General features: G+C 63.9%; 25 protein-coding genes. 20 read left to right on the plus strand and 5 right to left on the minus strand.

Annotated features, from left to right (window positions below):
• Both Q0139_RS09975 and Q0139_RS09980 read right to left on the minus strand, forming a co-directional pair.
• Positions 1-410 (minus strand): Gfo/Idh/MocA family oxidoreductase (locus Q0139_RS09975; RefSeq protein ID WP_298020984.1); only part of this gene is annotated, 410 nt, incomplete at its 3' end.
• Complete coding sequence (locus Q0139_RS09980; protein WP_298020987.1) at positions 407-1,192, minus strand: fumarylacetoacetate hydrolase family protein; 786 nt, start codon at positions 1,190-1,192, stop codon at positions 407-409. The genes Q0139_RS09975 and Q0139_RS09980, both read right to left, overlap by 4 nt.
• Positions 1,193-1,307: 115 nt before the next feature.
• On the opposite strand from Q0139_RS09980, the gene Q0139_RS09985 reads away from it, so the two are divergent.
• Together Q0139_RS09985 and Q0139_RS09990 are read left to right on the plus strand one after the other, a co-directional pair.
• Positions 1,308-2,126 carry an IclR family transcriptional regulator gene (locus Q0139_RS09985; RefSeq protein ID WP_298020990.1) on the plus strand — a complete coding sequence of 273 codons (819 nt, stop codon included), beginning with the start codon at positions 1,308-1,310 and terminating at the stop codon, positions 2,124-2,126.
• Between the two features lies 1 nt (position 2,127).
• Complete coding sequence (locus tag Q0139_RS09990) at positions 2,128-2,535, plus strand: heme-binding protein (protein ID WP_298020993.1); 408 nt, start codon at positions 2,128-2,130, stop codon at positions 2,533-2,535.
• Here Q0139_RS09990 and Q0139_RS09995 read toward each other — a convergent pair.
• Positions 2,532-3,281 (minus strand): SDR family oxidoreductase, encoded by a 750-nt coding sequence (locus Q0139_RS09995; protein WP_298020996.1) that lies wholly within the window; start codon positions 3,279-3,281, stop codon positions 2,532-2,534. The two genes, Q0139_RS09990 and Q0139_RS09995, sit on opposite strands and share 4 nt — an antisense overlap.
• Before the next feature lie 142 nt (positions 3,282-3,423).
• Between Q0139_RS09995 and Q0139_RS10000 the strand changes: the two genes are divergently transcribed.
• Positions 3,424-5,253 carry an NAD(P)/FAD-dependent oxidoreductase gene (locus Q0139_RS10000; RefSeq protein ID WP_298020999.1) on the plus strand — a complete coding sequence of 610 codons (1,830 nt, stop codon included), beginning with the start codon at positions 3,424-3,426 and terminating at the stop codon, positions 5,251-5,253.
• Between the two features lie 131 nt (positions 5,254-5,384).
• On the opposite strand, the gene Q0139_RS10005 is transcribed toward Q0139_RS10000, so the two are convergent.
• Positions 5,385-6,029, minus strand: coding sequence for a GntR family transcriptional regulator (locus tag Q0139_RS10005; RefSeq protein ID WP_298021004.1), 645 nt, complete (start codon positions 6,027-6,029; stop codon positions 5,385-5,387).
• Between the two features lie 170 nt (positions 6,030-6,199).
• Here Q0139_RS10005 and Q0139_RS10010 point away from each other — a divergent pair, with 170 nt between their 5' ends.
• From Q0139_RS10010 to Q0139_RS10080, 16 genes are all read left to right on the plus strand, one after another.
• Complete coding sequence (locus Q0139_RS10010) at positions 6,200-7,084, plus strand: alpha/beta fold hydrolase (RefSeq protein ID WP_298021007.1); 885 nt, start codon at positions 6,200-6,202, stop codon at positions 7,082-7,084.
• Between the two features lie 8 nt (positions 7,085-7,092).
• Positions 7,093-8,079, plus strand: a complete 987-nt coding sequence (locus Q0139_RS10015) for a 3-carboxyethylcatechol 2,3-dioxygenase (protein ID WP_298021010.1) — start codon at positions 7,093-7,095, stop codon at positions 8,077-8,079.
• 27 nt (positions 8,080-8,106) lie between these two features.
• Positions 8,107-9,033, plus strand: coding sequence for a VOC family protein (locus tag Q0139_RS10020; RefSeq protein WP_298021014.1), 927 nt, complete (start codon positions 8,107-8,109; stop codon positions 9,031-9,033).
• Between the two features lie 82 nt (positions 9,034-9,115).
• Entirely contained in the window at positions 9,116-11,359 is a 2,244-nt protein-coding gene (locus Q0139_RS10025; RefSeq protein WP_298021016.1) for a TonB-dependent receptor, read from the plus strand.
• 118 nt (positions 11,360-11,477) lie between these two features.
• Positions 11,478-12,347 carry an ABC transporter substrate-binding protein gene (locus Q0139_RS10030; RefSeq protein ID WP_298021019.1) on the plus strand — a complete coding sequence of 290 codons (870 nt, stop codon included), beginning with the start codon at positions 11,478-11,480 and terminating at the stop codon, positions 12,345-12,347.
• Between the two features lie 194 nt (positions 12,348-12,541).
• Positions 12,542-12,691, plus strand: coding sequence for a MerC domain-containing protein (locus Q0139_RS15535; RefSeq protein ID WP_367180741.1), 150 nt, complete (start codon positions 12,542-12,544; stop codon positions 12,689-12,691).
• Positions 12,692-12,782: 91 nt separating this feature from the next.
• Positions 12,783-14,450, plus strand: coding sequence for a cytochrome-c oxidase, cbb3-type subunit I (gene ccoN / locus Q0139_RS10035; RefSeq protein WP_298021022.1), 1,668 nt, complete (start codon positions 12,783-12,785; stop codon positions 14,448-14,450).
• Between the two features lie 15 nt (positions 14,451-14,465).
• Positions 14,466-15,203 carry a cytochrome-c oxidase, cbb3-type subunit II gene (gene ccoO, locus Q0139_RS10040; RefSeq protein WP_298021025.1) on the plus strand — a complete coding sequence of 246 codons (738 nt, stop codon included), beginning with the start codon at positions 14,466-14,468 and terminating at the stop codon, positions 15,201-15,203.
• On the plus strand, positions 15,200-15,376 hold the full coding sequence (locus Q0139_RS10045; RefSeq protein ID WP_298021028.1) for a cbb3-type cytochrome c oxidase subunit 3: 177 nt from the start codon (positions 15,200-15,202) through the stop codon (positions 15,374-15,376). Before ccoO ends, Q0139_RS10045 begins: the two co-directional genes overlap by 4 nt.
• Positions 15,366-16,295 (plus strand): cytochrome-c oxidase, cbb3-type subunit III, encoded by a 930-nt coding sequence (ccoP, locus tag Q0139_RS10050; protein WP_298021030.1) that lies wholly within the window; start codon positions 15,366-15,368, stop codon positions 16,293-16,295. The genes Q0139_RS10045 and ccoP overlap by 11 nt, the downstream gene beginning before the upstream one ends.
• Positions 16,282-17,742, plus strand: coding sequence for a cytochrome c oxidase accessory protein CcoG (ccoG, locus tag Q0139_RS10055; RefSeq protein WP_298021036.1), 1,461 nt, complete (start codon positions 16,282-16,284; stop codon positions 17,740-17,742). The genes ccoP and ccoG overlap by 14 nt, the downstream gene beginning before the upstream one ends.
• Positions 17,739-18,191 carry a FixH family protein gene (locus tag Q0139_RS10060; protein WP_298021041.1) on the plus strand — a complete coding sequence of 151 codons (453 nt, stop codon included), beginning with the start codon at positions 17,739-17,741 and terminating at the stop codon, positions 18,189-18,191. Before ccoG ends, Q0139_RS10060 begins: the two co-directional genes overlap by 4 nt.
• A complete protein-coding gene (locus Q0139_RS10065) occupies positions 18,188-20,311 on the plus strand; it encodes a heavy metal translocating P-type ATPase (protein ID WP_298021045.1) in 2,124 nt (707 codons plus the stop codon). The genes Q0139_RS10060 and Q0139_RS10065 overlap by 4 nt, the downstream gene beginning before the upstream one ends.
• Positions 20,308-20,460, plus strand: coding sequence for a cbb3-type cytochrome oxidase assembly protein CcoS (gene ccoS / locus Q0139_RS10070; protein ID WP_298021048.1), 153 nt, complete (start codon positions 20,308-20,310; stop codon positions 20,458-20,460). Before Q0139_RS10065 ends, ccoS begins: the two co-directional genes overlap by 4 nt.
• Positions 20,460-20,699, plus strand: a complete 240-nt coding sequence (locus Q0139_RS10075; protein WP_298021051.1) for a hypothetical protein — start codon at positions 20,460-20,462, stop codon at positions 20,697-20,699. The genes ccoS and Q0139_RS10075 overlap by 1 nt, the downstream gene beginning before the upstream one ends.
• Before the next feature lie 43 nt (positions 20,700-20,742).
• A complete protein-coding gene (locus tag Q0139_RS10080; RefSeq protein ID WP_298021053.1) occupies positions 20,743-21,444 on the plus strand; it encodes a Crp/Fnr family transcriptional regulator in 702 nt (233 codons plus the stop codon).
• A 54-nt stretch (positions 21,445-21,498) separates the two neighbouring features.
• On the opposite strand, the gene Q0139_RS10085 is transcribed toward Q0139_RS10080, so the two are convergent.
• Complete coding sequence (locus tag Q0139_RS10085; protein WP_298021056.1) at positions 21,499-22,155, minus strand: OmpW family outer membrane protein; 657 nt, start codon at positions 22,153-22,155, stop codon at positions 21,499-21,501.
• A gap of 130 nt (positions 22,156-22,285) precedes the next feature.
• Between Q0139_RS10085 and Q0139_RS10090 the strand changes: the two genes are divergently transcribed.
• Positions 22,286-23,178, plus strand: an 893-nt coding sequence (locus tag Q0139_RS10090) for a radical SAM protein (RefSeq protein WP_298021059.1), incomplete at its 3' end; no start/stop codon positions are given.

Raw genomic sequence — 23,178 nt, forward strand, 5'->3', positions numbered from 1 at the left:
ATCGGGATCGTCGCCTGGCCGCCGCAGGTCACCATGTTGACGTTCGGTTCGCCGAGATGCGCGTCGCCATTGACGGGCGGAATGGTGAAGGGACCGATCCCGGCCGGCGTCAGGTCGATGACCCGCTTGCCCGCCGCGCGCAAAGCTTCGTCATGACGTTTGTGCGCGCCGGCCGAAGTCGCGTCGAAGACGATGGCGATATCGGCGAATTCGGGCATGGCGAGCAGGCCGTCCAGGCCCTCCGCCGTTGTCGCCACGCCAAGCCGCTCGGCCCTGGCAAGGCCATCCGAATTGGGATCGATGCCGACCATCGCCGCCATTTCGAGCGTGTCGGACAGGCGCATGATCTTGATCATCAGATCGGTGCCGATATTGCCCGATCCGATGATCGCGACCTTGGTCTTCGTCATGTCCTCTCTCCATAGGTGAACGACACGCTGCCGAGGCCGCCCACGGTCGCGCGAACAGCGTCGCCCTCGGCGATTTCGACCATCGGGCCGAGCGCGCCGGTGAGCACGATATCGCCGGCGCGCAGCGGATCGCCGCGCTCGGCCAGCGTGTTGGCGAGCCAGCAGGCGGCTTCGAGCGGATGACCGAGACAGGCTGCCCCCGCGCCCAAAGAGGCGACGGCGCCATTGAGTTCGAGCACCATGCCGCACGACCAAAGATCGAGACCGTCCAGCGGCCTGCGGTCATTGCTGAGCACGAACATCGCCGAGGAGCCGTTATCGGCAACGGTGTCGGCGAAGCTGATTTTCCAGTCCGTGATTCGGCTGTCGACGATCTCGATCGCCGGGGCAACGCTGGCGACGGCGGCGGCCATCGCGTCGCGATCGATGCCCGGCTCCGCGAGATCGGCGCCGAGAATGAACGCGATCTCGGCCTCGGCCTTGGGCTGGATCATCCGTTCCGGTGGCAAAACGCCGCCATCGGCGATCTCCATGTCCTCGAACAGTACGCCGAAATCGGGCTGATCGACGCCGAGCTGCTGCTGGACGGCCTTGGCCGTCAGGCCGATCTTGCGGCCGACGATCCGGCGGCCCGCGCCCTCCCAATAGCGTGTGTTGATGGCCTGCACTGCATAGGCACCATCGGTGTCCACCGGGTCGAGATAGTCGCGCAGCGGCGGCATCGTGGCGCCGCCATAGGCGTCGCGCAGCAGCGTCGCCGCCTGTTCGAACTTGTCCGCCATGACCGGCTCACTCCCTCTTCGTTTCGGGGATCAATTATCATCGGCGGTTCGGCCATACCATGCTGTCTTGACCATTAATTCTCAATATATGAGAATATTTGAAGTTGCTTCTCTGGTGCGGGGGCTGTCTAAGCGCCGACGCCCGCGCTCGATCGGGAGAGAGAATATCGCGACCGCGCAAAGCAAATCGCTGACCAAGGCGCTCGACCTGTTGGAAGCCTGCGTCGCGCAAGGCGGTGGGGCGCGGCTGGCGACGGTCGCCCGACACCTCGATATACCCGTTCCGACGGCCTATCGCCTCGCGCGCACGCTTCAGGATCGCGGCCTGCTCGCCTGTTCGGGGCGGGGCCGCTATTTCCCGGGCCCCAGGCTGTACACCCTGTCGCAGCAACTGACGGCGCGGACGACGGCGGCGGGCCTGTCGCGCCCGTTGCTCGCCAAGCTGGCCAGAAGGTTTCGCTGCATCGCGCATTTCGGTGTCTATGAGGAAGAGATGGTCACCTATCTCGTCCGTGCCGGCGAAGGCCGGTCCGCAATCGCGACCGAAGAGGGAACCCAGCTCGAGGCCTATTGCTCGGCGATCGGTAAGATCCTGCTCGCCGAACTCGGCGAGGACGCCCGCGAGGCCTATCTCGCGACCGGGCCGTTCACGCCGCTCACCGATCGCACGATCGTTGCGCCCGATGCGCTGCGGGCCGAACTGCGGCGCACGGCCGCACGCGGCTACGCCGTCGACGATCGCGAGATATACGACAATCTGCTGTGCCTCGCGGTGCCGGTGCGGACGCGCGATTTCGGCGTCGTCGGCGCGATCTCGCTCTCGATGCCGGATCAGCCGCTGTCGGATGCGATGTTCGCCGCGCGGCTCGCCGCGCTGAGGGAAGCCGCCGCGATGCTGGCGGAGCAATTCTCGGGAGATGCGGATGATGGATGACATGAGCGGACTGGACCAGCGCAAGATCGCGGCCGCGCTTTCGGCGGCTGTAGCCGCGGCCGAAGGCGAGGAGGCGAAGATCGTCGTCGCGCTGGTCGATCGGGGCGGGAATCTTTGCGGCTTGCTGCACATGCCCAGCGCCTTTCTCGCCTCGCGCGACTATGCCGAGTGGAAGGCATGGACGGCGGCGAGCTTCGCGCTGGCGACAACCGGTCTCGCCGCGATGCTCGACAGCCAGGAGGCGCATGTGCGCGAGGGCTTGCTGGCGCACCCGAAAGTCACGGCGTTGCCGGGCGGGATTCCGTTGCACCGCGACGGCGTTCTGATCGGCGCGGTCGGCGTTTCGGGCGGATCGGGCGAGCAGGATGTCCGCATCGCCGAGGCTGCGGCCAAAGCCGCGCTCGCCTAGAAATTGCCGGGATAGCGGCCGCCGTCGATCAGGAAATTCTGGCCGGTGATATAGCCGGCATGCGCGCTGCACAGAAAGGCGCAGAGCGCGCCCAGCTCGTCGGGATCGCCAACGCGACCCGCGATGTCGTTCCCTGTCAGATGCTGCGTTATGGCTTTCGAATTGCGCAGCCTGTTGGTGTCGAATGGACCAGGCAGGATATTGTTGAAGGTCACGCCCTTGCCGGAAAATTCGGGCACGAGACCGAGCACGAAATTGACAAGCCCGGCGCGCGTCGCGTTCGACAGGCCGATCACCGGAATCGGCACCCGCACGGCGGAGGAGGTGATGTTGACGAACCGTCCGAAGCCGCGTTCGGCCATGCCGTCGGCCGACAGCCGGATCATTTCGATCGCCGCGAGCATGTTGGTGTCGATCGCCGAGATCCAGGTCTCGCGGTTCCAGTCGCGAAAGTCGCCGGGCGGCGGCCCCCCGGCATTGTTGACGATGATATCGGGCGCGGGACAGGCTTCGAGCAGCGCGTCCCTGCACGCCGGTTCTGCGACGCTGCCGATGACCGTCGTCACAGACGCTTCGGACGCGCTCTCCCGGATTTCGGCGGCCGCAGCTTCGAGCGTTTCTTGCGTCCTGCCGTTGATCACGACATCGACGCCTTCGCCGGCGAGGGCCTTCGCGCACGCCTTTCCGAGCCCCGAGCTCGCCGCACAGACGATGGCCTTCCTGCCCTTGATTCCCAGATCCATCATATCCCTCCGGATTGTGTTCTTGCGGCATCGCTCCGCCGCTTGCCAGTACCGCTCTTATTGGCATGCTTGCATGTAAGCAAGAATCCGATATGATGCGGGAAGACGCCAGCACTGCTTACAGGCGCGGCGGGGAGAGGACTGCATGACCGACAGCGCATCGAAACCGGCCATCGATACCGAGGCTCTTCGCAAGAAATATCTCGAGGAGCGCGACAAGCGGCTGCGCCGCGATGGCGAGCAGCAATATTTTGAAGCGTCCGGCGAATTCGCCGAATTCGCGGCGGATCCCTATGTCGACGAGCCGCTCCAGCGTGAGGCGATCGACGAGGAAACCGATGTCGCCGTCATCGGCGGCGGGTTCGGCGGTCTGCTGACCGCGGCCGCTCTGCGAGACAAGGGCGTCGGCGATTTTCGCATCATCGAACAGGGCGGCGATTTCGGCGGCACATGGTATTGGAACCGCTATCCGGGCATTCGCTGCGACATCGAATCCTATATCTATATGCCGCTGCTCGAAGAGGTCGGCACGATGCCGACCGAGCGCTATGCCCGCGGTTCGGAAATCTTCGCGCATTGCCAGAAGATCGGCCGCCACTACGATCTCTACGATCGCGCCCTGTTCCAGACCAAGGTGACGCGGATCGCGTGGGACGACAAGGCCGTCCGCTGGATCGTCGAGACCGATCGCGGCGACAGGATCCGCGCGCGTTTCGTCTCGGTCGCCCAAGGGCCGTTGTCCAAGGTCAAGCTGCCGGGCATTCCCGGCATCCGGAAATTCACGGGAACGATGTTTCACAGCAGCCGCTGGAATTACGATTATACCGGCGGCGATTCGCATGGCGGGTTGACGAAGCTCGCCGGCGAGCGGATCGCCGTGATCGGCACGGGCGCGTCGGGCATCCAGATCATCCCGCGGCTCGCCGACCATGCCGAACATGTCTACGTCTTCCAGCGGACGCCCTCGGTGATCAATGTTCGCGACAATCGACCAACCGATATCGAGTGGTTCGCAAGCCAACCTTATGGGTGGCAGCGCGAGAGGATGCAGAATTTCCTCTCCATTATCTCCGGCCTGCCGCAGGACAAGGATATGGTCGGCGACAGCTGGACCGATTTCTGGAAGCGCGTCGGCAAGGCGATGCACGCGCATCATGAGAGCGGCGGCGAAGGGCCGCCCGAAGCCGTGATGCAGCAGGTCGATTTCGAGAAGATGGAAGAGATCCGCCGGCGCGTAGAAGAGGTTATCGAGGATCCCGCGACCGCCGAAGCGGCCAAGCCCTGGTACAATTATCTGTGCAAGCGCCCGCTCTACAGCGACGAATTCCTGCATGTGTTCAACCGGGACAATGTCACCCTTGTTGATACCGGCGGCCAGGGCGTCAGCGAGATCACCGAAAGCGGGCTCGTCGCGGCGGGCGAGGAATATCCGGTCGATTGCATCATTTTCGCGACTGGGTTCGACGTCGGTGCGGCGGCGTACAAGGTTGGCGGCTATGAGCTTGTCGGCAAGGGCGGCCTGACGCTGGACGAGAAATGGAAGGACGGCGTCCGTTCGCTGCATGGCACGCAGATCTGCGGTTTCCCGAATTTCCACATCGTCGGCGGCGTTAACCAGGGGACGACGGCGTTCAACTTCACCCACACGCTCGCCATGCAGGCCGAACATGCCTGTGACATCATCGCGCAATGCCTGGAAGACGGCGTCGCCGCGATGGAAGTCACCGAAGAAGCGGAACGGCGCTGGAACGCGCAGATGGAAGCCAAGCATCACGACATGTCGCACTTCCACGAGGAGTGCACGCCGGGCTTCCTCAACAATGAAGGCAATTTCAAGGACAAGCCGACCTTCATCGGCGCGACCTATGGCGGCGGGCCGGTCGAATATGAGCAGATCATCCGCGAATGGCGCGCCCAGCATATCGAACGCGACACGGTCCGCAGCTACGACAAGGCGAAACCGGTCGCCGCCTAGACTCTGATCCACTTACGTGGAAGCGGCCAGCCCACTCCTCCACCCGGCCTCCCATAGCATACAAATTCGTTGGGAGGCCGGGTGGGGGAGTGGGCTGGTGCCGTGCCGATTCAGCATCGCTGAATCAGACTCTAGCCCTCGATTTCCAGCCCGCCCAGAACCGAACTCGCGATCGCGGCGATATGCGATTCGGCTTCGAGCCGGGCACGCTCCGTCTGCCGCTTTTCGATCGCATCGATGATCTGGTCGTGCTCGCGCACGGCATCGTCCATAAATGCGCCGAAGCCGACCGAATGGGTGATGAAGAAGTCGATCATGAGGAAATTCTTGCGCTGCTTCTCGTCGAGCAGCGGCGAATGCGCGGCCCTGTGCATGGCCTGATGGAATTCCTGGTTGAGCAGCGTGTAATCGCGCGAAGCATTTTCGCTCGTCCGATCGAGGTCGCGCAGGCGTTGCTGGGTGCGCCGCAATATATGCAGGTCGTCCTCGGTCCGGCGCCGGGCGGCGAGTTCGGCCAGCAGCCCTTCCATGCGCTGGAACATCTGGAAGAAGTCCGAAATCTCGTTCTTTGCCGGATCGATGACCTGACAGCCGACCTGCGGGATGATTTGCACGAAGCCCTCAGCGCTCAGCCGGTTGAGCGCGGCCATGATCGGTTGGCGGCTTGCGCCAGTCTCGGCGCCGAGCTCCTTGACGAGCAGGCGGTCGCCGAACGCGTAGCGCGCCGTGGTCAGCCGTTCGATCACGACATTGTAGACCTCGTCGGCCTTGCTCATCCTCTCGCCCCCGTTCCTGGCATGCGACCTGTGCCTCATTATCCGATTCTCGCTTGCCTTCAAGTTGCGGCCATATCGATCAACCCCCGCTTTTCAGCCAATTAGACATAAGGGCTTTACAATACATGCTTGCATGCTAGTATGCAGTCAACGAAAAGAAGGGAGAGGGGATGGCTTTGTTGTGGCCCGAAATCGCCGGTGGCGAACTGACGCTCGGCTATGTCGATGCTGGCGGCGTGCGCACGAGGCACGTCGAAGCCGGCGATACCGATGCCGACGAGGCGGTGATCTTCGTTCATGGTACCGGCGGGCATCTCGAGGCGTTCACCCGCAACCTGCTGCCGCATGCCGAACATTTCCGTACCATCGCGCTCGACATGGTCGGCCATGGCTTTTCCGACAAGCCGGACCATGACTATGAGATCGCGCACTATGTTAAGCACCTGCTCGATTTCTGCGACGCCAAGGGCATTGCCCGCGCGCATCTTCACGGCGAATCGCTCGGCGGATGGATCGTCGCCCAGTTCGCGATCGATCATCCGGACCGGGTCGCTTCGCTGACGCTCAACACGGCGGGCGGGCTCAACACCGATCCCAAGGTGATGCAGCGTGTCTATGATGTCACGATGAAGGCGGTCAGGGAGGCGAGCCCGGAAACCGTTCGCGCGCGTCTCGAATGGCTGATGAACGAACCGTCGCGCGTCACCGACGATCTCGTCGAGCTGCGGCTGAAAATCTACACTCAGCCCGGCTTCGAACGGGCGATGGAGCACATCCTGTGCCTGCAGGACATGGATATCCGGATGCGCAACGTGCTGACCGACGAGAGCCTGACGGCGATCTCCGCTCCGACGCTCGTCGTCTGGACCGACCACGACCCGACGGCGCCGACCGAAACCGGGCAACGTTTCGTCGATGCGATCCCCAATGCCGAGCCGCTCGTCGTCATGACCGATTGCGCGCACTGGCCGCAATGGGAGAAAGCAGACGAGTTCAACAGCCTGCACCTCGACTTCCTGCACAAGGTCGGGGCTGCGGCGGTGCCGGCGGAATAGGATCGGCCATGACGCTGCGTCTCATCTGCGCCTCGCACACACCGTTGATGGATCATGTCGAAACCGACCCTGAGGTGGACCGGCAGGTTCGCGCGCATTTCAAGACGCTGTCGCGCGAGGTCGCCGAATATGATCCTGAACTCGTCATCATCTTCGCGCCCGATCATTTTCGGGGCGTTTTCTACGATATGCTGCCGCCTTTCACGGTCGGCATCCGGGCCACCGCGCTTGGCGATTACGGCATCGGCGTTAGCGGCGGCGATTTCGACGTGCCCGAGGATCTTGCGCTCGATTGCATCCGCGCCGTCCATCGCGACGGTGTCGACGTTGCCATGTCTTACCGCATGCAGGCCGATCACGGTTTCGCGCAGCTGCTGATGCTGCTCGGCGGATCGGTGGACTGCTATCCGGTTCTTCCGGTCCATATCAATTGCGCCGGGCCGCCGCTTCCGCCGTTCGAGCGTGTGCGGCTGCTCGGCGAAAGCATCGGCGCATGGGCCAGGGATATCGGCAAGCGTGTGCTGATCCTCGGTTCGGGCGGCCTGTCGCACGATCCGCCCATTCCCTCCATTGCGACCGCCGCACCCCTGGTCGCCGAAAAGCTCATCGCCAATCGCGATGCGACGGACGAGGAACTCAAGGCGCGCGAGGAAGCGAATTTCGAACTGGCGCGCAAGCTGGCGCGCGGCGAAGGCGATGCGCTGCCGCTCAATCCCGGTTGGGACAAGGCCTTCATGGATAGCCTGGCCGATGGCGATATCGGAGTCCTCGATCAGGTGGGCGAACAAGAGCTGACCGGGATCGCCGGCTGCGGTGGCCATGAAGTGCGGACATGGGTCGCGGCCTATGCCGCCCTTGGTGCGGCCGGGCCTTATCGATCGCGGCGGATCTTCTACGACGATATTGCGGAATGGAATGCCGGTATGGGCATTGCGACCGCCGAGCTGGAAAGCGACGAAGAGCAGAGGCCGCCGGCAGACGCGGCACTGGCATAGAAACAGAGGAAGCGGAGAGGCGAACTCATGGTCCTGTCATTGCAACATTTCGCGCTCGGCGTGCCCGACCTGAAGGCCGGCGCCGATTTCTACACCACCTTCGGTCTCGACATGAGCGAAGGGCAGGACAAGCTGGCCTTTCGCTGCGAGGCCCGGGACCATGACGAGATCCTGCTTCTCGAAACGGGCAAGAGCCGGAAATTCCATCACCTCTCTTTCGCAACGGATCAGGCGGGGCTCGATGCGCTCAAGCAACGCCTGGAGGAGCTCGATATCGCACTGATGGATCCACCCGCCGAAGACCTGCCCGATGGCCTGTGGTTCCACGATACCGACGGCAATCTCGTCAACGTGCATGTGGGCGAACCCCAATTGCTCGAAGCGGAACCCGTCGCCGCGCGCAACAGCCCGGGCGTTTTCGCGCGCAAGGGAATGCGCGGCACGCCGCTGCCCGATCAGGTCCGCGCGCGGCCGCGCAAGCTGGGGCATATGATCCTGTTCACGCCCGATGTCGGCCGGCAGCGCGATTTCTATACCCAGGTCGTCGGCATGAAGCTCAGCGACGAGATCGAGGGCGAATTCGCCGCCTTCCTCCGCACCGCCGGCGACAGCGATCATCATGTGCTCGCATTGCTCAAATCGGATGCGCCGGGTTTCCATCACGCAAGCTTCGAAATGGGAACGATCGACGAGGCGGCGCTCGGCGCCATGCGCGTCAGGGAAGCGGGATACACCCATGCCTGGGGCCCCGGCCGTCACGGCGTCGGCTCCAACTATTTCCACTATTTCCGCGATCCGTGGAACGGGATGGCGGAATTCTATTTCGACATGGATTTCGTTCCCGGCGATCTCGACTGGGAGGCGCAGGAGTGGACCAAGAAGGACGGGATGTTCCTCTGGTCCGCCGATGGCCCCCCGCCGCCCGATTTCGGGAAGAACTACGAAGCCGGCTGAGGAATCGGCGAATACGACCGGTCGCAAACAAGACCGGAACGGACAATTCGAACGCACATAGATGCCAGTCAGGAGAGGACTTATGGCAAATACCAAACTGTACCCAGCGCTCTGGGTTATCGCGGTCGCGACGATGGCGAGCCCGGCCCTGGCCCAGAACGATCCGACGACGCCCGATCCCAATGTCGAAACCGACGAGGAGATCGGCACCGCCTCCGGAATCGACGTGATCGTCGTCACCGCGAACAAGCGTGAAGAGTCCTTGCAGGACGTCGCGCTCGCCATCTCCGCGATCGGCGGGGACAGCCTGGCGGAACGCGGGATCGACGATATCTCGAACCTGCAAAGCTATGTGCCGAACCTGCATGTCGGCCAGGAACAGGACGGCTTCAAGATTTCGCTCCGCGGCATCGGCATCCAGGGCACGAGCTCGATCACCGATTCCGGCGTGGCTTATTACGCCGACAATTTCTATCTCTCGCGCCCGGCCGGCGGCAGCGCCGTCTTCTACGACGTCAACCGTGTGGAAGTGCTGCGCGGGCCGCAGGGAACGCTCTACGGCCGCAACGCGACCGGCGGCGTGGTCAACGTCATCTCCAACGAACCGAGTGACGTTTTCGAGGGCGAGATCGGCGGAACATATGGCTCGCGCGACCTGCTGGAGGTTCGCGGCTTCGTGAACGTGCCGTTCGGCGAAGTCGGCGCGGCGCGCCTGTCCGCCGTCTACAGCCGGGAGGACGGCTATGTCCGCAACCTGGGGCCGGGCGACGATCTCTACGGCAGCGACGGCGACATCACCGTTCGCGGCCAGCTGCGCTTCGGCGAACCCGAATCGATCGAGGTGCTGCTCTACGGCCTGTACAGCGATCTCAACGGAACGGGCACCGCGAACCAGTTCCTCGAACGCAATTTCGGCGGCCCGCCGCCGACCCAGGCGCTGCTGAGGACGATCCCGGCGGACATCACCGATCCGCTGACGACCAATATCGATGCGCTCTCGTTCAACGACACGGAGACCTTCCTGACCTTCGGCCGGCTGACCAAGGAATTCGGCAATGTCGAGGCGTTCCTCCAGGTCGGCGGCATGTGGCAGGACACGCATCTGCAGCAGGATTTCGACGGCTCGCCGGTCGATGTCGCGATCTTCAACAAGGATCAGGAGAACGAGGCGCAGAGCGTCGAGTTGCGTTTCTCCTCGATCGACGAGCGCCCTTTCAGCTGGATTGTCGGCGGCTATTATTTCAACGAGGACACCTACATCTTCCGCCGTGTCCGGCTGAACGGCTTAACGCCGGGCGGGGTCATCAACCTGCCCGACTTCCTGCTCGACGAGAATGGCAGCAGTTCGACGATCGCCGCCTTCGCATCGGTGACGGTTCCGATCACCGACGAGTTCCGCTTCACCGGCGGTATCCGCTACACGCATGACGAAAAGGACGGCAGCAAGGTCACGCGCGGCAATTTCGGCGCGCCGTTCCCGCCCGATCTTCCCAACGCCCAGTTCCCGGCCGACGTCTCCTTCAACCGCGTCAACTGGAGCGCGGCGCTCGAATATGACGTCACGCCGGACATCCTGCTCTATGGCCGCGTTTCGACGGGGTACAAGTCGGGCGGCTTCAACCTGACCTCGGATGGCCAGCCCTATGATCCCGAAGATATCATGGCCTATGAGATCGGGCTCAAATCGGATCTTTTCAACGGCCTCGCCCGGGTGAATGTCGATGCCTTCTATTACGACTATACCGACCTGCAGCTGACCTCGCTCGGCGTCGCGGCGGATGGCGTTACGCCGGGACAGTTCACGCAGAACGCGGCCGCCTCCACGATCTGGGGCATTGAGATCGACACCCAATGGCAGATCAGCGACGAGTTCCTGTTCACGGCGGCCTACACCTATCTGAACGCGGAATTCGACGAATATTTCAATCGCGATTCACGCTTCGGCCCGGGGCCGACTATGTCGCTCGCCGGTTTCCGCCTCCCCTATGTGTCGGAGCATTCGGTCAATATCGGCCTGCAATATGAGACCTATATCGGTGACGGGACGTTCACCGCGGCGGTGAACACGAATTTCCACAGCGACTTCTTCCTGCGCGAATTCAACGATCCCGAGATCGACCGCGTCGAATCCAATACCCGGACCGATATCACCGTCAGCTATGAGTTCAGCGATCCGGGGCTCCGCATCACGGGTTATGTCACGAACCTCGAAGACAATGTGGAGCGCAACAACATCTATCTGACCCCCGGCTTTATCGGCGTCAGTGCGACCACGGCCTATACCCGGCCGCGGACCTTCGGCGTGCGGGCGGATTTCTCCTTCTGACGTGGCCCCCTTCGCCACCCGCCGCGAAGTTCTGGCCGCGATGGTCGCCGTGCCCCTTGCGGGGTGCGCGAGGGCTGCCGGTGTAGGGGGAACACCGGCAGCCGCATCGGGCCCATTGGTGATCTATTCGCCGGCTCCGGCGGACAATCCGCTCCATGCGCTGAACACGCAGCTGCTCGCTCTTGCCGAGGGCGATCCGCTGCTAGCGGGCATGACGGTGCCGCCGATGGCCTTGCCGCAGTCGATCAATAGTGTCGCCGATGCCGATCCGGCCGAGCGCCATCGCCACTGGCCGATCGTGACCACCGCCGATTTCCGCCCCGCGCGCATGGGCGCCGGGCCGGACTGGCACGGCTATGACCGCGCCAACGGCGACCTCAAATTCGTGGCGAAACTCTACGATGTCGGTTTCGGCATCCAGCCTTTCGACGATGCGATCCGATCGCCCGGCGATCTGCGCGGCAAGCGAATCGGCGTACCGCCCCGGCCGAGCGCCGTGCGCTGGCTAAGCGAGGCGTTGCTCGGCGATGGCTGGGGCATCCTCGACGATGTGACGCTCGTCGACATCGTGCCGCCGCAGATCGCCGAAGCACGTACCGCAGGACGGATCGATGCGACTTCATGGAACCTGATCGTACCCAATGCTTCAGGCCTGGAGCCGATGACGGGTGGTGGCGATGCCCGCTATCTTGCGGTCGACGAGGCCGCATTGGAACGCATCAACGCTGCCAATGATTTCGAACTGGCGCTGCTCCCGCCGCACGCCGGCGACGTGAGGCCATTATCCTTTGCCCAGGCGCTGGCCGCCTGGGACGGCAGCGATCCGCGCCGTATCGAGGCGATGCTTGCACGGCTTGCTGACCGAGGGAGCCGTTTCACGGGTTTCCCAGCCTCGATAGCAGAGATGCGCGACTGGCCCGGCTTGCGCGAAGAGGAAATTCATCCCGTCGCTCGAGCCTTTTGGGAAACGCGAAGGGCTGGCGGTTAATGATTCCGCGAAGCCGAAGTGGGTGGAGGCCTACCGCCGGTGCTGCCCGAAGTGGCCGTTCGAGAGAACGTCCCGAAAGGACATCAGGTCGCCTCATCCGAGATAGGCATGAATGTTCCGCGACAGATACAAGATAGCATATTATCTCAAATCAGGGTCTCCGACTCTGTATGTCTAGACCAACGGAGACAATGATGAGGGCAATCGAAAATCGGCATCGGCTGCTCGACGGCATTGCGATCGGCTCGTCAGGACTCTGTCTGGTCCATTGCCTGGTGTTGCCTGCGCTGATGGCTGTCTTGCCAACGCATTCATGTCCGGACGATCGCACATTCCAACGATAAATCTACAAATCGCTCTCCGATTTGACTGAGATCAAGGAACGCGTCGCAGTCCGGCTCGATATCGCCCGCGAAGCAAACGAAGGGGCAATCGATGGATGCGTTGATGATGCGGGTCGGGGGCTGGCTGGTCCTCGCCTTTCTGGCATTTGCGGGAATAGCGCTGGCGGCCGATCCGGGATTCGCGGCGCATATGTGGATCGTGATGTTCGTCGCGATCGCGATGGCGTTCGTGACCGGCGCCAAGGCCGATTACGCGGCGCTGGCGCGCGGTATCGTCAGGATGCCCGATCAGGGGCAATATGACGACGACCCGGTTCGCTGGGGCATAATTGCAACTGTGTTCTGGGGTGTCGTCGGCTTCCTTGTCGGCGTGTTCATCGACTTCCAGCTTGCCGCGCCCTGGCTCAACGTCGAACCCTATCTCAATTTCGGCCGGTTGCGGCCGCTCCATACATCGGCGGTCATCTTCGCCTTTGGTGGCAACGCGCTGATCGCGACGAGCTTCTACATCGTTCAGCGGACCTGCCGCGCACGGCTCGCCTTCCCCTCGCTCGCCCGGTTCGTCTTCTGGGGCTATCAGCTTTTTATCGTTCTGGCGGCGACGGGCTATCTGCTCGGCGTCACCCAGAGCCGCGAATATGCCGAGCCTGAATGGTATGTCGATCTGTGGCTGACGATCGTCTGGGTCGCCTATCTGTCGGTCTTCGTCGGCACGATCATCAAGCGGAACGAACCGCATATCTATGTCGCCAACTGGTTCTTCCTCGCCTTCATCCTGACGATCGCGATGCTGCACATCGTCAACAACCTCGCGATGCCGGTCAGTCTCGTCGGATCGAAGAGCTACAGCGCCTTTTCCGGCGTCCAGGATGCGCTCACGCAATGGTGGTACGGCCATAACGCGGTCGGCTTCTTCCTGACCGCCGGTTTCCTCGCCATGATGTACTATTTCGTGCCGAAACAGGCGGAGCGGCCGGTCTACAGCTACCGGCTCTCGATCATCCACTTCTGGTCGCTGATCTTCCTCTACATCTGGGCGGGGCCGCACCATCTGCACTACACCGCGCTTCCCGACTGGGCGCAGACGCTGGGCATGGTGTTCTCGATCATGCTGTGGATGCCGAGCTGGGGCGGTATGATCAACGGCCTGATGACGCTGAACGGCGCCTGGGACAAGATCCGCACCGACCCGATCATCCGCATTATGGTGATGGCGATCGCCTTTTACGGCATGAGCACTTTCGAAGGGCCGATGCTGTCGATCCGCTCGGTCAATTCGCTCTCTCACTATACGGACTGGACGATCGGCCATGTCCATTCGGGCGCGCTCGGCTGGAACGGCATGATAACCTTTGCCGCGATCTACTATCTCGTGCCGCGCCTGTGGCTGCGCGAGCGGCTCTATTCGCTGCGCATGGTGAACTGGCATTTCTGGTGCGCGACGATCGGCATCGTCCTCTACGCCGCCTCGATGTGGGTCGCGGGGATCATGCAGGGGCTGATGTGGCGCGAATACGGGGCCGACGGCTATCTCGTCTACGCCTTCTCCGAGGTCACCAGCGCCATGCATCCGATGTACCTCATCCGCGGTGTCGGCGGGATTCTCTACCTCACCGGCGCGCTGATCATGGTCGTGAACGTCTGGATGACGATCGCCGGAAAGCTCCGCGAGGAAAAGCCGATGACCGACGCCGCATACGATCCCGAAAAGGACCGCCCGCTGCCGCCACGGCACGCCGATGCGGTTCCGGCCGAATAAGGAAGGACGCGAAAAATGGCTTCCCGAATCTTCGATCACAAGAAGATCGAGCGCAACGTCACGCTGTTGGCGGTCGCGGCGTTCATCACCGTGGCGATCGGCGGCATCGTCGAGATCGCACCGCTCTTCTACATCGACTCGACGGTGGAAGAGGTGGAGGGCGTGCGGCCCTACACGCCGCTCGAACTCGCCGGCCGCAACATCTACATCCGCGAGGGCTGCTACAATTGCCATTCGCAGATGGTTCGGCCGTTCCGCGACGAGGTGGAGCGCTACGGCCATTACAGCCTCGCCGCCGAGAGCATGTACGACCATCCCTTCCAATGGGGATCGAAACGCACCGGCCCCGATCTGGCGCGCGTCGGGGGGCGCTATTCGGACGAATGGCATCGCCAGCACCTGATCGATCCGCGCTCGGTGGTGCCGGAATCGATTATGCCGCCCTATTCCTTCCTGGCTCAGAACGAAATCGACGGCGACAGCGTCGCGGGCGACCTGACCGCGCTGCGCCGGGTGGGCGTGCCCTATACCGATGAGCAGATCGAAAACGCCGTGGCCGATTTCGAGGCGCAGGCGGACGCGATGGGCGATCCGAGCGAGCTGCGCGCGCGCTATGGCGACCGCGTCTCGGTGCGCGATTTCGACGGCAATCCCTCCCGCATTACCGAGATGGATGCGCTGATCGCCTATCTCCAGATGCTCGGCACGCTCGTCGATTTCGAGGCCGCCGAGGCGCAGGAGCAGCCGCGATGAGCTACGAGGAATTCCGCCATTTCGCGGACAGCTGGGGGCTGCTGTTCATGGCGCTGACCTGGCTCGGCTTTGCGGTGTGGGCCTTCCGCCCGAGCGCGCGAAAGCACCATCGCGACGCGGCCAACATGATTTTCGAAGACCGTCCGGACGAAGGACAAGATGATGAGCGATAATGGGGACAAGCGCGTCGATCAGCCGACCGGGACCGAGTTCGTCGGCCATGAATGGGACGGGATCGAGGAACTCGACACGCCGTTGCCGCGCTGGTGGCTGATCATCTTCTACGGCACGGTGATCTGGGCGGTGATCTGGACGATCATGTATCCGGCCTGGCCGCTGATCAATTCGGCGACCGAGGGCGTGATGGGATGGTCAAGCCGGGGGCAGTTCGAGCAGGAACTGGCGGCGGTCGAAAGCGAACGCGCGCCGATCCGCGAGGCACTGGCCCGGATTCCGATCGAGCGCTTGCCCGAAGACAGCGCGCTGATGGATGCCGCCGTGCGCGGCGGACGTTCGGCCTTCCAGGTCTATTGCGTCCAGTGTCACGGTTCGGGCGCGGCCGGCAGCCCCGGCTATCCCAATCTCAACGACGACGATTGGCTGTGGGGCGGAGACCTGCGGGCGATCGAATATACGCTGACGCATGGTATCCGGAATCCCGATCATGACGAGACACGGCAGTCGCTGATGCCGGCCTTCGGTCGCGACGGCATTCTCGATGGCGAGCAGATTGGCGATCTGACCGCCTATGTCCGCACGATCAGCGGGCAGCAGGAACCGAACCGGGCGGCGATGCGCGGCCGGACGCTGTTCACGGCGAACTGCGCCGTGTGCCACGGGCCGAATGGCGGCGGGCTGCGCGAGTTCGGCGCCCCGAACCTCACCGATCGGATCTGGCTCTATGGCGGCGACAGCGACACGATCCGCGACGTTATCACCAATTCGCGGCACGGCGTGATGCCGCGCTGGGGCCATGTGCTCGATCCGGTGACGATCCGGATGCTCGCTGCCTATGTCCATTCGCTCGGGGGAGGCGAAGACTTCGTGGAGGTCGCCGAAGACCCCGGAGTGGAGGTCGATGAACGCCCCTAGCCCGGTCCTGCAGCCGCCGCCCGAAAAGCTCTACGAGGCGCGCAAGGCGGTCCACAACAAGCGCATCGACGGCTCGTTTCGCCGGTTCAAATGGCTTGTCATGACGGTGACGCTGGGCATCTACTACGGCACGCCGTGGATCCGCTGGGACCGTGGTCCTTACGCGCCCGACCAGGCCGTGCTCGTCGATATCGCCAATCGCCGTTTCTACATGTTCGGCATCGAGATCTGGCCGCACGAATTCTATTACGTCGCGGGCCTATTGATAATGGCCGGGATCGGGCTGTTCCTGGTCACGAGCGCGGTGGGCCGCGCCTGGTGCGGCTATACCTGCCCGCAAACGGTGTGGACCGACCTGTTCCAGCATGTCGACCGCTTCGTCGATGGCGATCGCAATGCGCGGATGCGGCTCGATGCCGCGCCATGGACCTGGGGTAAGTTCACGCGCCGCGCATTCAAATGGACGGTCTACCTGATCATCGGCTTCTGGACCGGCGGCGCGTGGATCATGTATTTCGCCGACGCGCCGACCCTTGTGCGCGATTTCTGGGCGGGCGAGGCGGCGCCGGCGGCGTATATCGCCGTTGCCATACTCACATTCACCACGGTCGCGCTGGGCGGCTTCATGCGCGAACAGGTGTGCATCTACATGTGTCCCTGGCCGCGCATCCAGACGGCGATGATGGACGAAAAGTCGCTGACCGTCACGTACAAGGACTGGCGCGGCGAACCGCGCGGCAGCGTCAAAAAGGCCGAGAAGAACCCCGGAGCCTTCGGCGACTGTATCGACTGCACCCAGTGCGTGCAGGTCTGCCCGACCGGCATCGATATCCGCGAAGGGCCGCAGATCGGCTGCATCACCTGCGCGCTGTGCATCGATGCGTGCGACAAGGTCATGGACCAGATCGGCCGCCCGCGCGGGCTGATCGACTATGTCACGCTCGAAGGCGCCGAACGGGAGCGCGCCGGGCAGGAAACGCCGAGCACGCTGCGCACGATCTTCCGGCCGCGCACCATTGCCTATTTCATGATCTGGGGCGGCATAGGCCTTGCCATGCTGTTCGCGGTCGGCACGCGCGACCGGCTGACCGTCAACGCGATCCAGGAGCGCAACCCGATTTATGTCCAGCTGTCGGACGGCGATGTCCGCAACAGCTTCGAGGTCAAGATCCGCAATATGGAAAACCGTCCGCGCGAGATGACCCTGTCGCTCGAAGGCCTAGAGGACGGCGAGATGTGGGCAGGGTCGGGCAGCCACGAGCAGGGCCTGCGCGAATTCAGCGTGACGGTGCCCGCCGACCAGCTGCTCAATACCCATGTCTTTGTCGCCGCGCCCTATCAGGGCGAACAGCGCGAGGAATTCCGCTTCGTCGTGACGCCGGAAGGCGATGCGGAGGCGGCGGCATCGGAAGACGCCGTATTCGAACGGCCCGGCGGCACCCAATGACCAAGCGTTTTACCGGCTGGCACATGCTGGCGATCCTCGTCGCAGGGTTCGGCATCGTCATCGCGGTCAATTTCACCATGGCCTATTATGCAAGCAGCACCTTCGGCGGCACCGTGGTCGACAACAGCTATGTCGCCAGCCAGCAATATAATGACTGGCTCGACGAGGCGCGCGCGCAGGATGAGCTGGGCTGGCACGAAACCTTTACGCGCGAGGGCGAGGAATTGGTGATCGCGATCGAGAGCCCCCTCGGTCCGCTCGCCGGCGCGGAAATCTCGGGCATGGCTTCGCACCCGCTTGGCCGTTCCGAACCCGTCGCCCTCGAATTCGCCCCGACCGGGCCCGGCCGCTATCGCAGCCTGACGCCGCTGCCCCAAGGGCGTTGGCAGCTGCGTATCGAGATCGTGCGCGGCGGCGAGCGCAAGCGGCTGATCGAGGACATCTCGTGAACCGTGCCGTCGCCCTCGCAGCGCCGGTCGCCGCCGCCGAGACGCGTTTTGCCGTGCCCGGTATGCACTGTGCGGGATGCATGGCGAAGGTCGAGCATGGGTTGATGGCGGTGCCCGGCATCCACGCGGCGCGCGTCAACCTGACGAGCCGGCAGGTCGCGATTGCCCATGATGCGGGCCTTGGCGACGCCGAAATCGGCGAGGCGATCCGCGAGATCGGCTTCGATGCGACGCCGGTGCGCGAGGACAGGATCGATGCGGCCGACGCGGCCGATACCCGCGAACTCGTCCGCGCGCTGGCGGTGGCGGGCTTTGCCGCGATGAACGTCATGCTGCTCTCGGTCAGTATCTGGTCGGGCGCGGAGGGGGCGACGCGCGCGCTGTTTCATTGGCTTTCGTCACTGATCGCATTGCCCGCGATCGCCTATGCCGGCCGGCCCTTCTTCCGTTCGGCCTGGCGTGCGCTGCGCCATGGGCGCACCAATATGGACGTGCCGATCGCGATCGGCGTAACGATCACGGCGGCGATCAGCCTCTACGAAACCGTGATCGGCGGCGCGCATGCCTGGTTTGAAAGCGCGTTGATGCTGCTGTTTTTCCTGCTTGTCGGGCGCACGCTCGATGCGTTGATGCGGCGGCGCGTCGGCGATGGCGTCGCCGCGCTTGCCCGGCAGAGCGCGGCCGGCGCCCATGTACTGGAGGCCGATGGCGGCAGTCGCTGGGTCGAAGCCGGAGAGCTGAAGCCCGGAATGCGGATGCAGGTTGCGGCGGGCGAACGGCTCGCCGCCGACGGACATGTGCTGACCGGATCGAGCATGATCGACGCGAGCCTGCTCACCGGCGAAAGTGCCCCAGTGCCCGTCGCGCCCGGTGGCGAAGTGCACGCCGGGACGCTCAACCTTGCAACGCCCATCGTCGTCGAGGTCATCGCGACATCCGACCGCAGCGCGCTCGCCGAGATATCCCGGTTGATGCAGGCGGCGGACCAGTCCCGATCGCGCTATGTCCGCATCGCCGACCGCGCCGCGCGCCTCTATGCGCCGGTGGTTCATGCGCTTGCCCTGGCGAGCTTCGCCGGCTGGATGATCGCCGGGTCGGACTGGCACCAGGCCCTGCTGATCGGTGTGGCGGTCCTCATTATCACCTGCCCGTGCGCGCTTGGCCTTGCCGTTCCGGTCGCGCATGTCGTCGCGACGGGCGCGCTCATGCGGCGGGGTGTGCTCGTGAAACAAGACTCCGCGATCGAGCGCCTTGCCGATGCGGATCGCGTCGCGTTCGACAAGACCGGAACGCTGACGCTCGGCCGGCCGGTAGCGCGCGGATTGGAGGCACTTGGCGAAGAGGACAGGCGCGTTGTTCTGGCGCTGGCCTCGGTCAGCCGTCACTCGCTTTCGGTTGCGATCCGAAAGACGCTCGAGGCTCGGGGGTTGCGTCCCGCAGCGCTGCAGAGCTTCGAAGAGCAGGCCGGGCGAGGCGTGGCGGGTTTCCATCATTGCTGCGAGGTTGCACTGGAACGGCCCGTGAAGGCGCACGATACCCCCGCCGTTGCGTTCATGCGGGAGGGACGGCAGGTCGCGCTGATCACCTTTGCCGATACGCTCCGGCCGGACGCGCGCGAAGCCGTGGATGCGCTGGCTGATCTCGGCCTGTGCGGCACGATCGTATCGGGCGACAGCAGGGCGGCGGTCCGGCCGATTGCCGCGGCGCTCGGCATGACCGCGCAGACGGGCGCGCGTCCCGAAGACAAGCATGCCGCGCTGCAGCGGTTGCGGCACACTGGCAGCCATGTGCTGATGGTGGGCGACGGGATCAACGACGGGCCCGCGCTCGCCGCCGCCCATGTCTCGATGGCGCCGGGATCGGCGAGTGATGTCGGGCAGAACACCGCCGATTTCGTCTTCCTCGGCGACAGTCTCGACGCGCTGCCCTTCACGGTGCGCACGGCGCGAGCGACGATGCGGGTGGTGCGGCAGAATTTCGCGCTCGCCATCGGCTATAATGCGCTGGCCATTCCGCTCGCCATTGCGGGCTATGTCACGCCGCTCGTGGCTGCCGTAGCGATGTCGCTGTCCTCGCTGATCGTCGTCGCGAACTCGCTGCGGTTGAGGATGGTCAAGTGAACGGGCTGGCGATCCTCATTCCCGTCGCCATCGGCCTTGGCCTGCTGGGGCTTGCGGCCTTCTTCTGGGCGCTGCGGCACGATCAGTTCGACGATCCCGACGGCGCGGCCGCGCGGATCCTGATCGACGACGAGGAGGAGGGGCGCTGATGCGCGACGGCGCGATTCTCGCCTTTGCCGCGGCCTGTTCGATGGCGCTGCCGGCTCCCACCATCGCGGCGGAGGGTCACATCCTCTGGTCGCCGGTCTGCGGCGATCCGGACAAGCGGATCGCGATTCCCGTACGCGGCCAGCCGCACGAGAACCACGCATCCAAGGCGTGCCACGCCTGCACCTGGAAGAATGCGGGCGTGAAGATTGTTCGCGGCGGCGAAGGGGCCCGCGTCTAACGAAGTGATGACGCATCCGTCCTGATCGGCTAGGGGCCGGGGCATGATGAGTTGCGACACCTGCCTGGTCCGCAACCGGGCGATTTGCTCGGTGCTGGATTCGGGCGAAATACAGGATCTCAACAAGATCGGCCGCCGCAAGAAACTGCGGCGTGGCGAGACGTTGCTCTGGGAAGGCGATGACGCGCCCGTCGTCGCCAATGTCATCGACGGCATGATGAAGCTGACCACGGCGACCGGCGACGGCCGCGAACTCATCGTCGGCGTATCCTTCCCTTCGGATTTCATCGGCCGGCCTTTCGGTGCGAGCAGCGCCAATTCCGTGACCGCGCTGACCGATGCCGAACTGTGCGTTTTCACGCGGACCAATTTCGACGGCTTTGCCAAATCGCACCCTGCGCTCGAACATGAACTGCTGGAGCGCACGCTGACCGAACTCGACCGGACGCGCGAATGGATGCTGCTTCTCGGCCGCAAGAGCGCGAGCGAAAAGGTCGCGTCCTTCCTCCTTGAAATGTCGCGCCGGCTCGGCCGGCAGACTTGCGCGGCCGGATCGGGCCCGTCGGACCGGTTCGATCTGCCGCTGTCGCGACAGCAGACGGCGGACATTCTCGGCCTGACGATCGAAACGGTCAGCCGTCAGTTCGGCCGGCTGCGCGATGCCGGCATCATCGCCCTGGGCGACCGCCGCACGGTCGAGATCCTCGATCGCGAGGCGCTGGTCGGCGAATCCGAACAGGGATGAGACAGGGCGGACCGGGAGAGGCCGGTCCGCCCTGGGGCACGCCATCCGGCCGCGCTATAGCCGGATGCCGAGCCCGATACCGACAACGAAAGGATTGAGATCGACGCCGACCCGCTGGGTCCCGATCGCGGTCGTATCGAGCCGCGCATTGGTATCGATATCGATATACTTGACGTCGAAATTCAGGAAAAGGTTGTCGTTCAGATCGATGTCGACCCCGGCCTGGAGTGCGAATCCCCAGCTGTCCGACAGCGAAACATCGGTCGGCCCGACCGCATTTTCTAGGCCGCTCGACGGATCCTCGCTGTAGAACAATGTGTAGTTCACGCCGGCACCGATATAGGGCCGGACACGCGCTTCGGGCGCGAAATGATATTGCAGCGTCACCGTCGGCGGCAGCACCCAGGTCGACCCCAGCTCGCCGATCGTCGCCGTCGTGCCGGTGGTGCCGCGAAACTCATGCTCGGTCGTCGCCGCGATCACTTCGATGCCGATATGATCGCTGATCATGTAGGTGAGGTCGATCTCGGGCGCGAAGCTGTCGGTGACCTCGACGCGCTCGTTGGGAAATGTCGGCTGGATCGTGCCCGAATCCTCGTTCGGCGAGACGATGATCGCCCGTCCGCGCAAGAATACATCGCCCGCCTCCGCCTGGACGGCCGAGGCCCCCAGAAGCGCAACCGATCCCGCCATCAAATATGCCATCCGCATGGAATTGCCTTTCCTGTCTGATATGCGGATTGTCGTGGGCGCTCGCCGATGACCGTGCCTTGACGCGGATCAAGCGATTCGTTGATTTCAATCAAGGCCGACGCGGGAAATCCGGCGCATTCGTGCGGCCATGTGGCGCTATTATCCCGAACTGCTCGACCGGACGGTGCCCCGCTATACGAGCTATCCGACGGCGGCGGAATTCCACCCGGTCGATGCGGAATTCCACGCAGCCGGGTTCGATCTGCTGCGGCCCGACGATCTCGTGTCGCTCTATCTGCATATCCCGTTCTGCGAGAAGATTTGCTGGTATTGCGGCTGCAATACCGGCGCGGCGAACCGGGCCTCGCGGCTGAGCGGCTATCTCGATGCCCTTCATGCCGAAATCGAGACTGTCGCCGCGCGCCTGCACCGCGACACACCCGTCAGCCAGATCGCTTTCGGCGGCGGCAGTCCCAATGCGATCGCTCCGGTCGACTTCGTCCGGCTGCTCGACCACGTTCTGCTCGCCTTCGATGCCTATGGCGCACGCCTGTCGGTCGAACTCGATCCGCGGGCGCTGACGCCCGAATGGATCGACGTTCTGGGCAGGGCCGGCGTGACCCATGCCAGCATGGGCGTGCAGACCTTCGATCCGGCGATCCAGGCGGCGATCGGACGCGTTCAGCCGCTCGAAGACGTTCGCGCGGGCGTGAAGGCGTTGCGGCGGGCCGGTGTCACATCGCTCAATTTCGACCTGATGTATGGGCTGCCAGGCCAGGGCCTCGCACAACTCGACCAAACGCTCGAAGAGACGATGGCCATGCGGCCGGATCGGATCGCGCTCTTCGGCTATGCGCATCTGCCCTCAATGCTGCCGCGCCAGCGCAAGATCGACGGCGACAGCCTTCCCGGTGCCGAACTGCGCTTTGCGATGGCGCAGCGGGGCTATGAACTGCTTTGCGCGGCGGGTTACGAACCGGTCGGGTTCGATCATTTCGCTTTACCGGGAGACGACCTTGCCCGCGCGGCGCGCGAGGGACG

It is taken from the genome of uncultured Parasphingopyxis sp., assembly GCF_937129435.1.
Lineage (GTDB): Bacteria > Pseudomonadota > Alphaproteobacteria > Sphingomonadales > Sphingomonadaceae > Parasphingopyxis.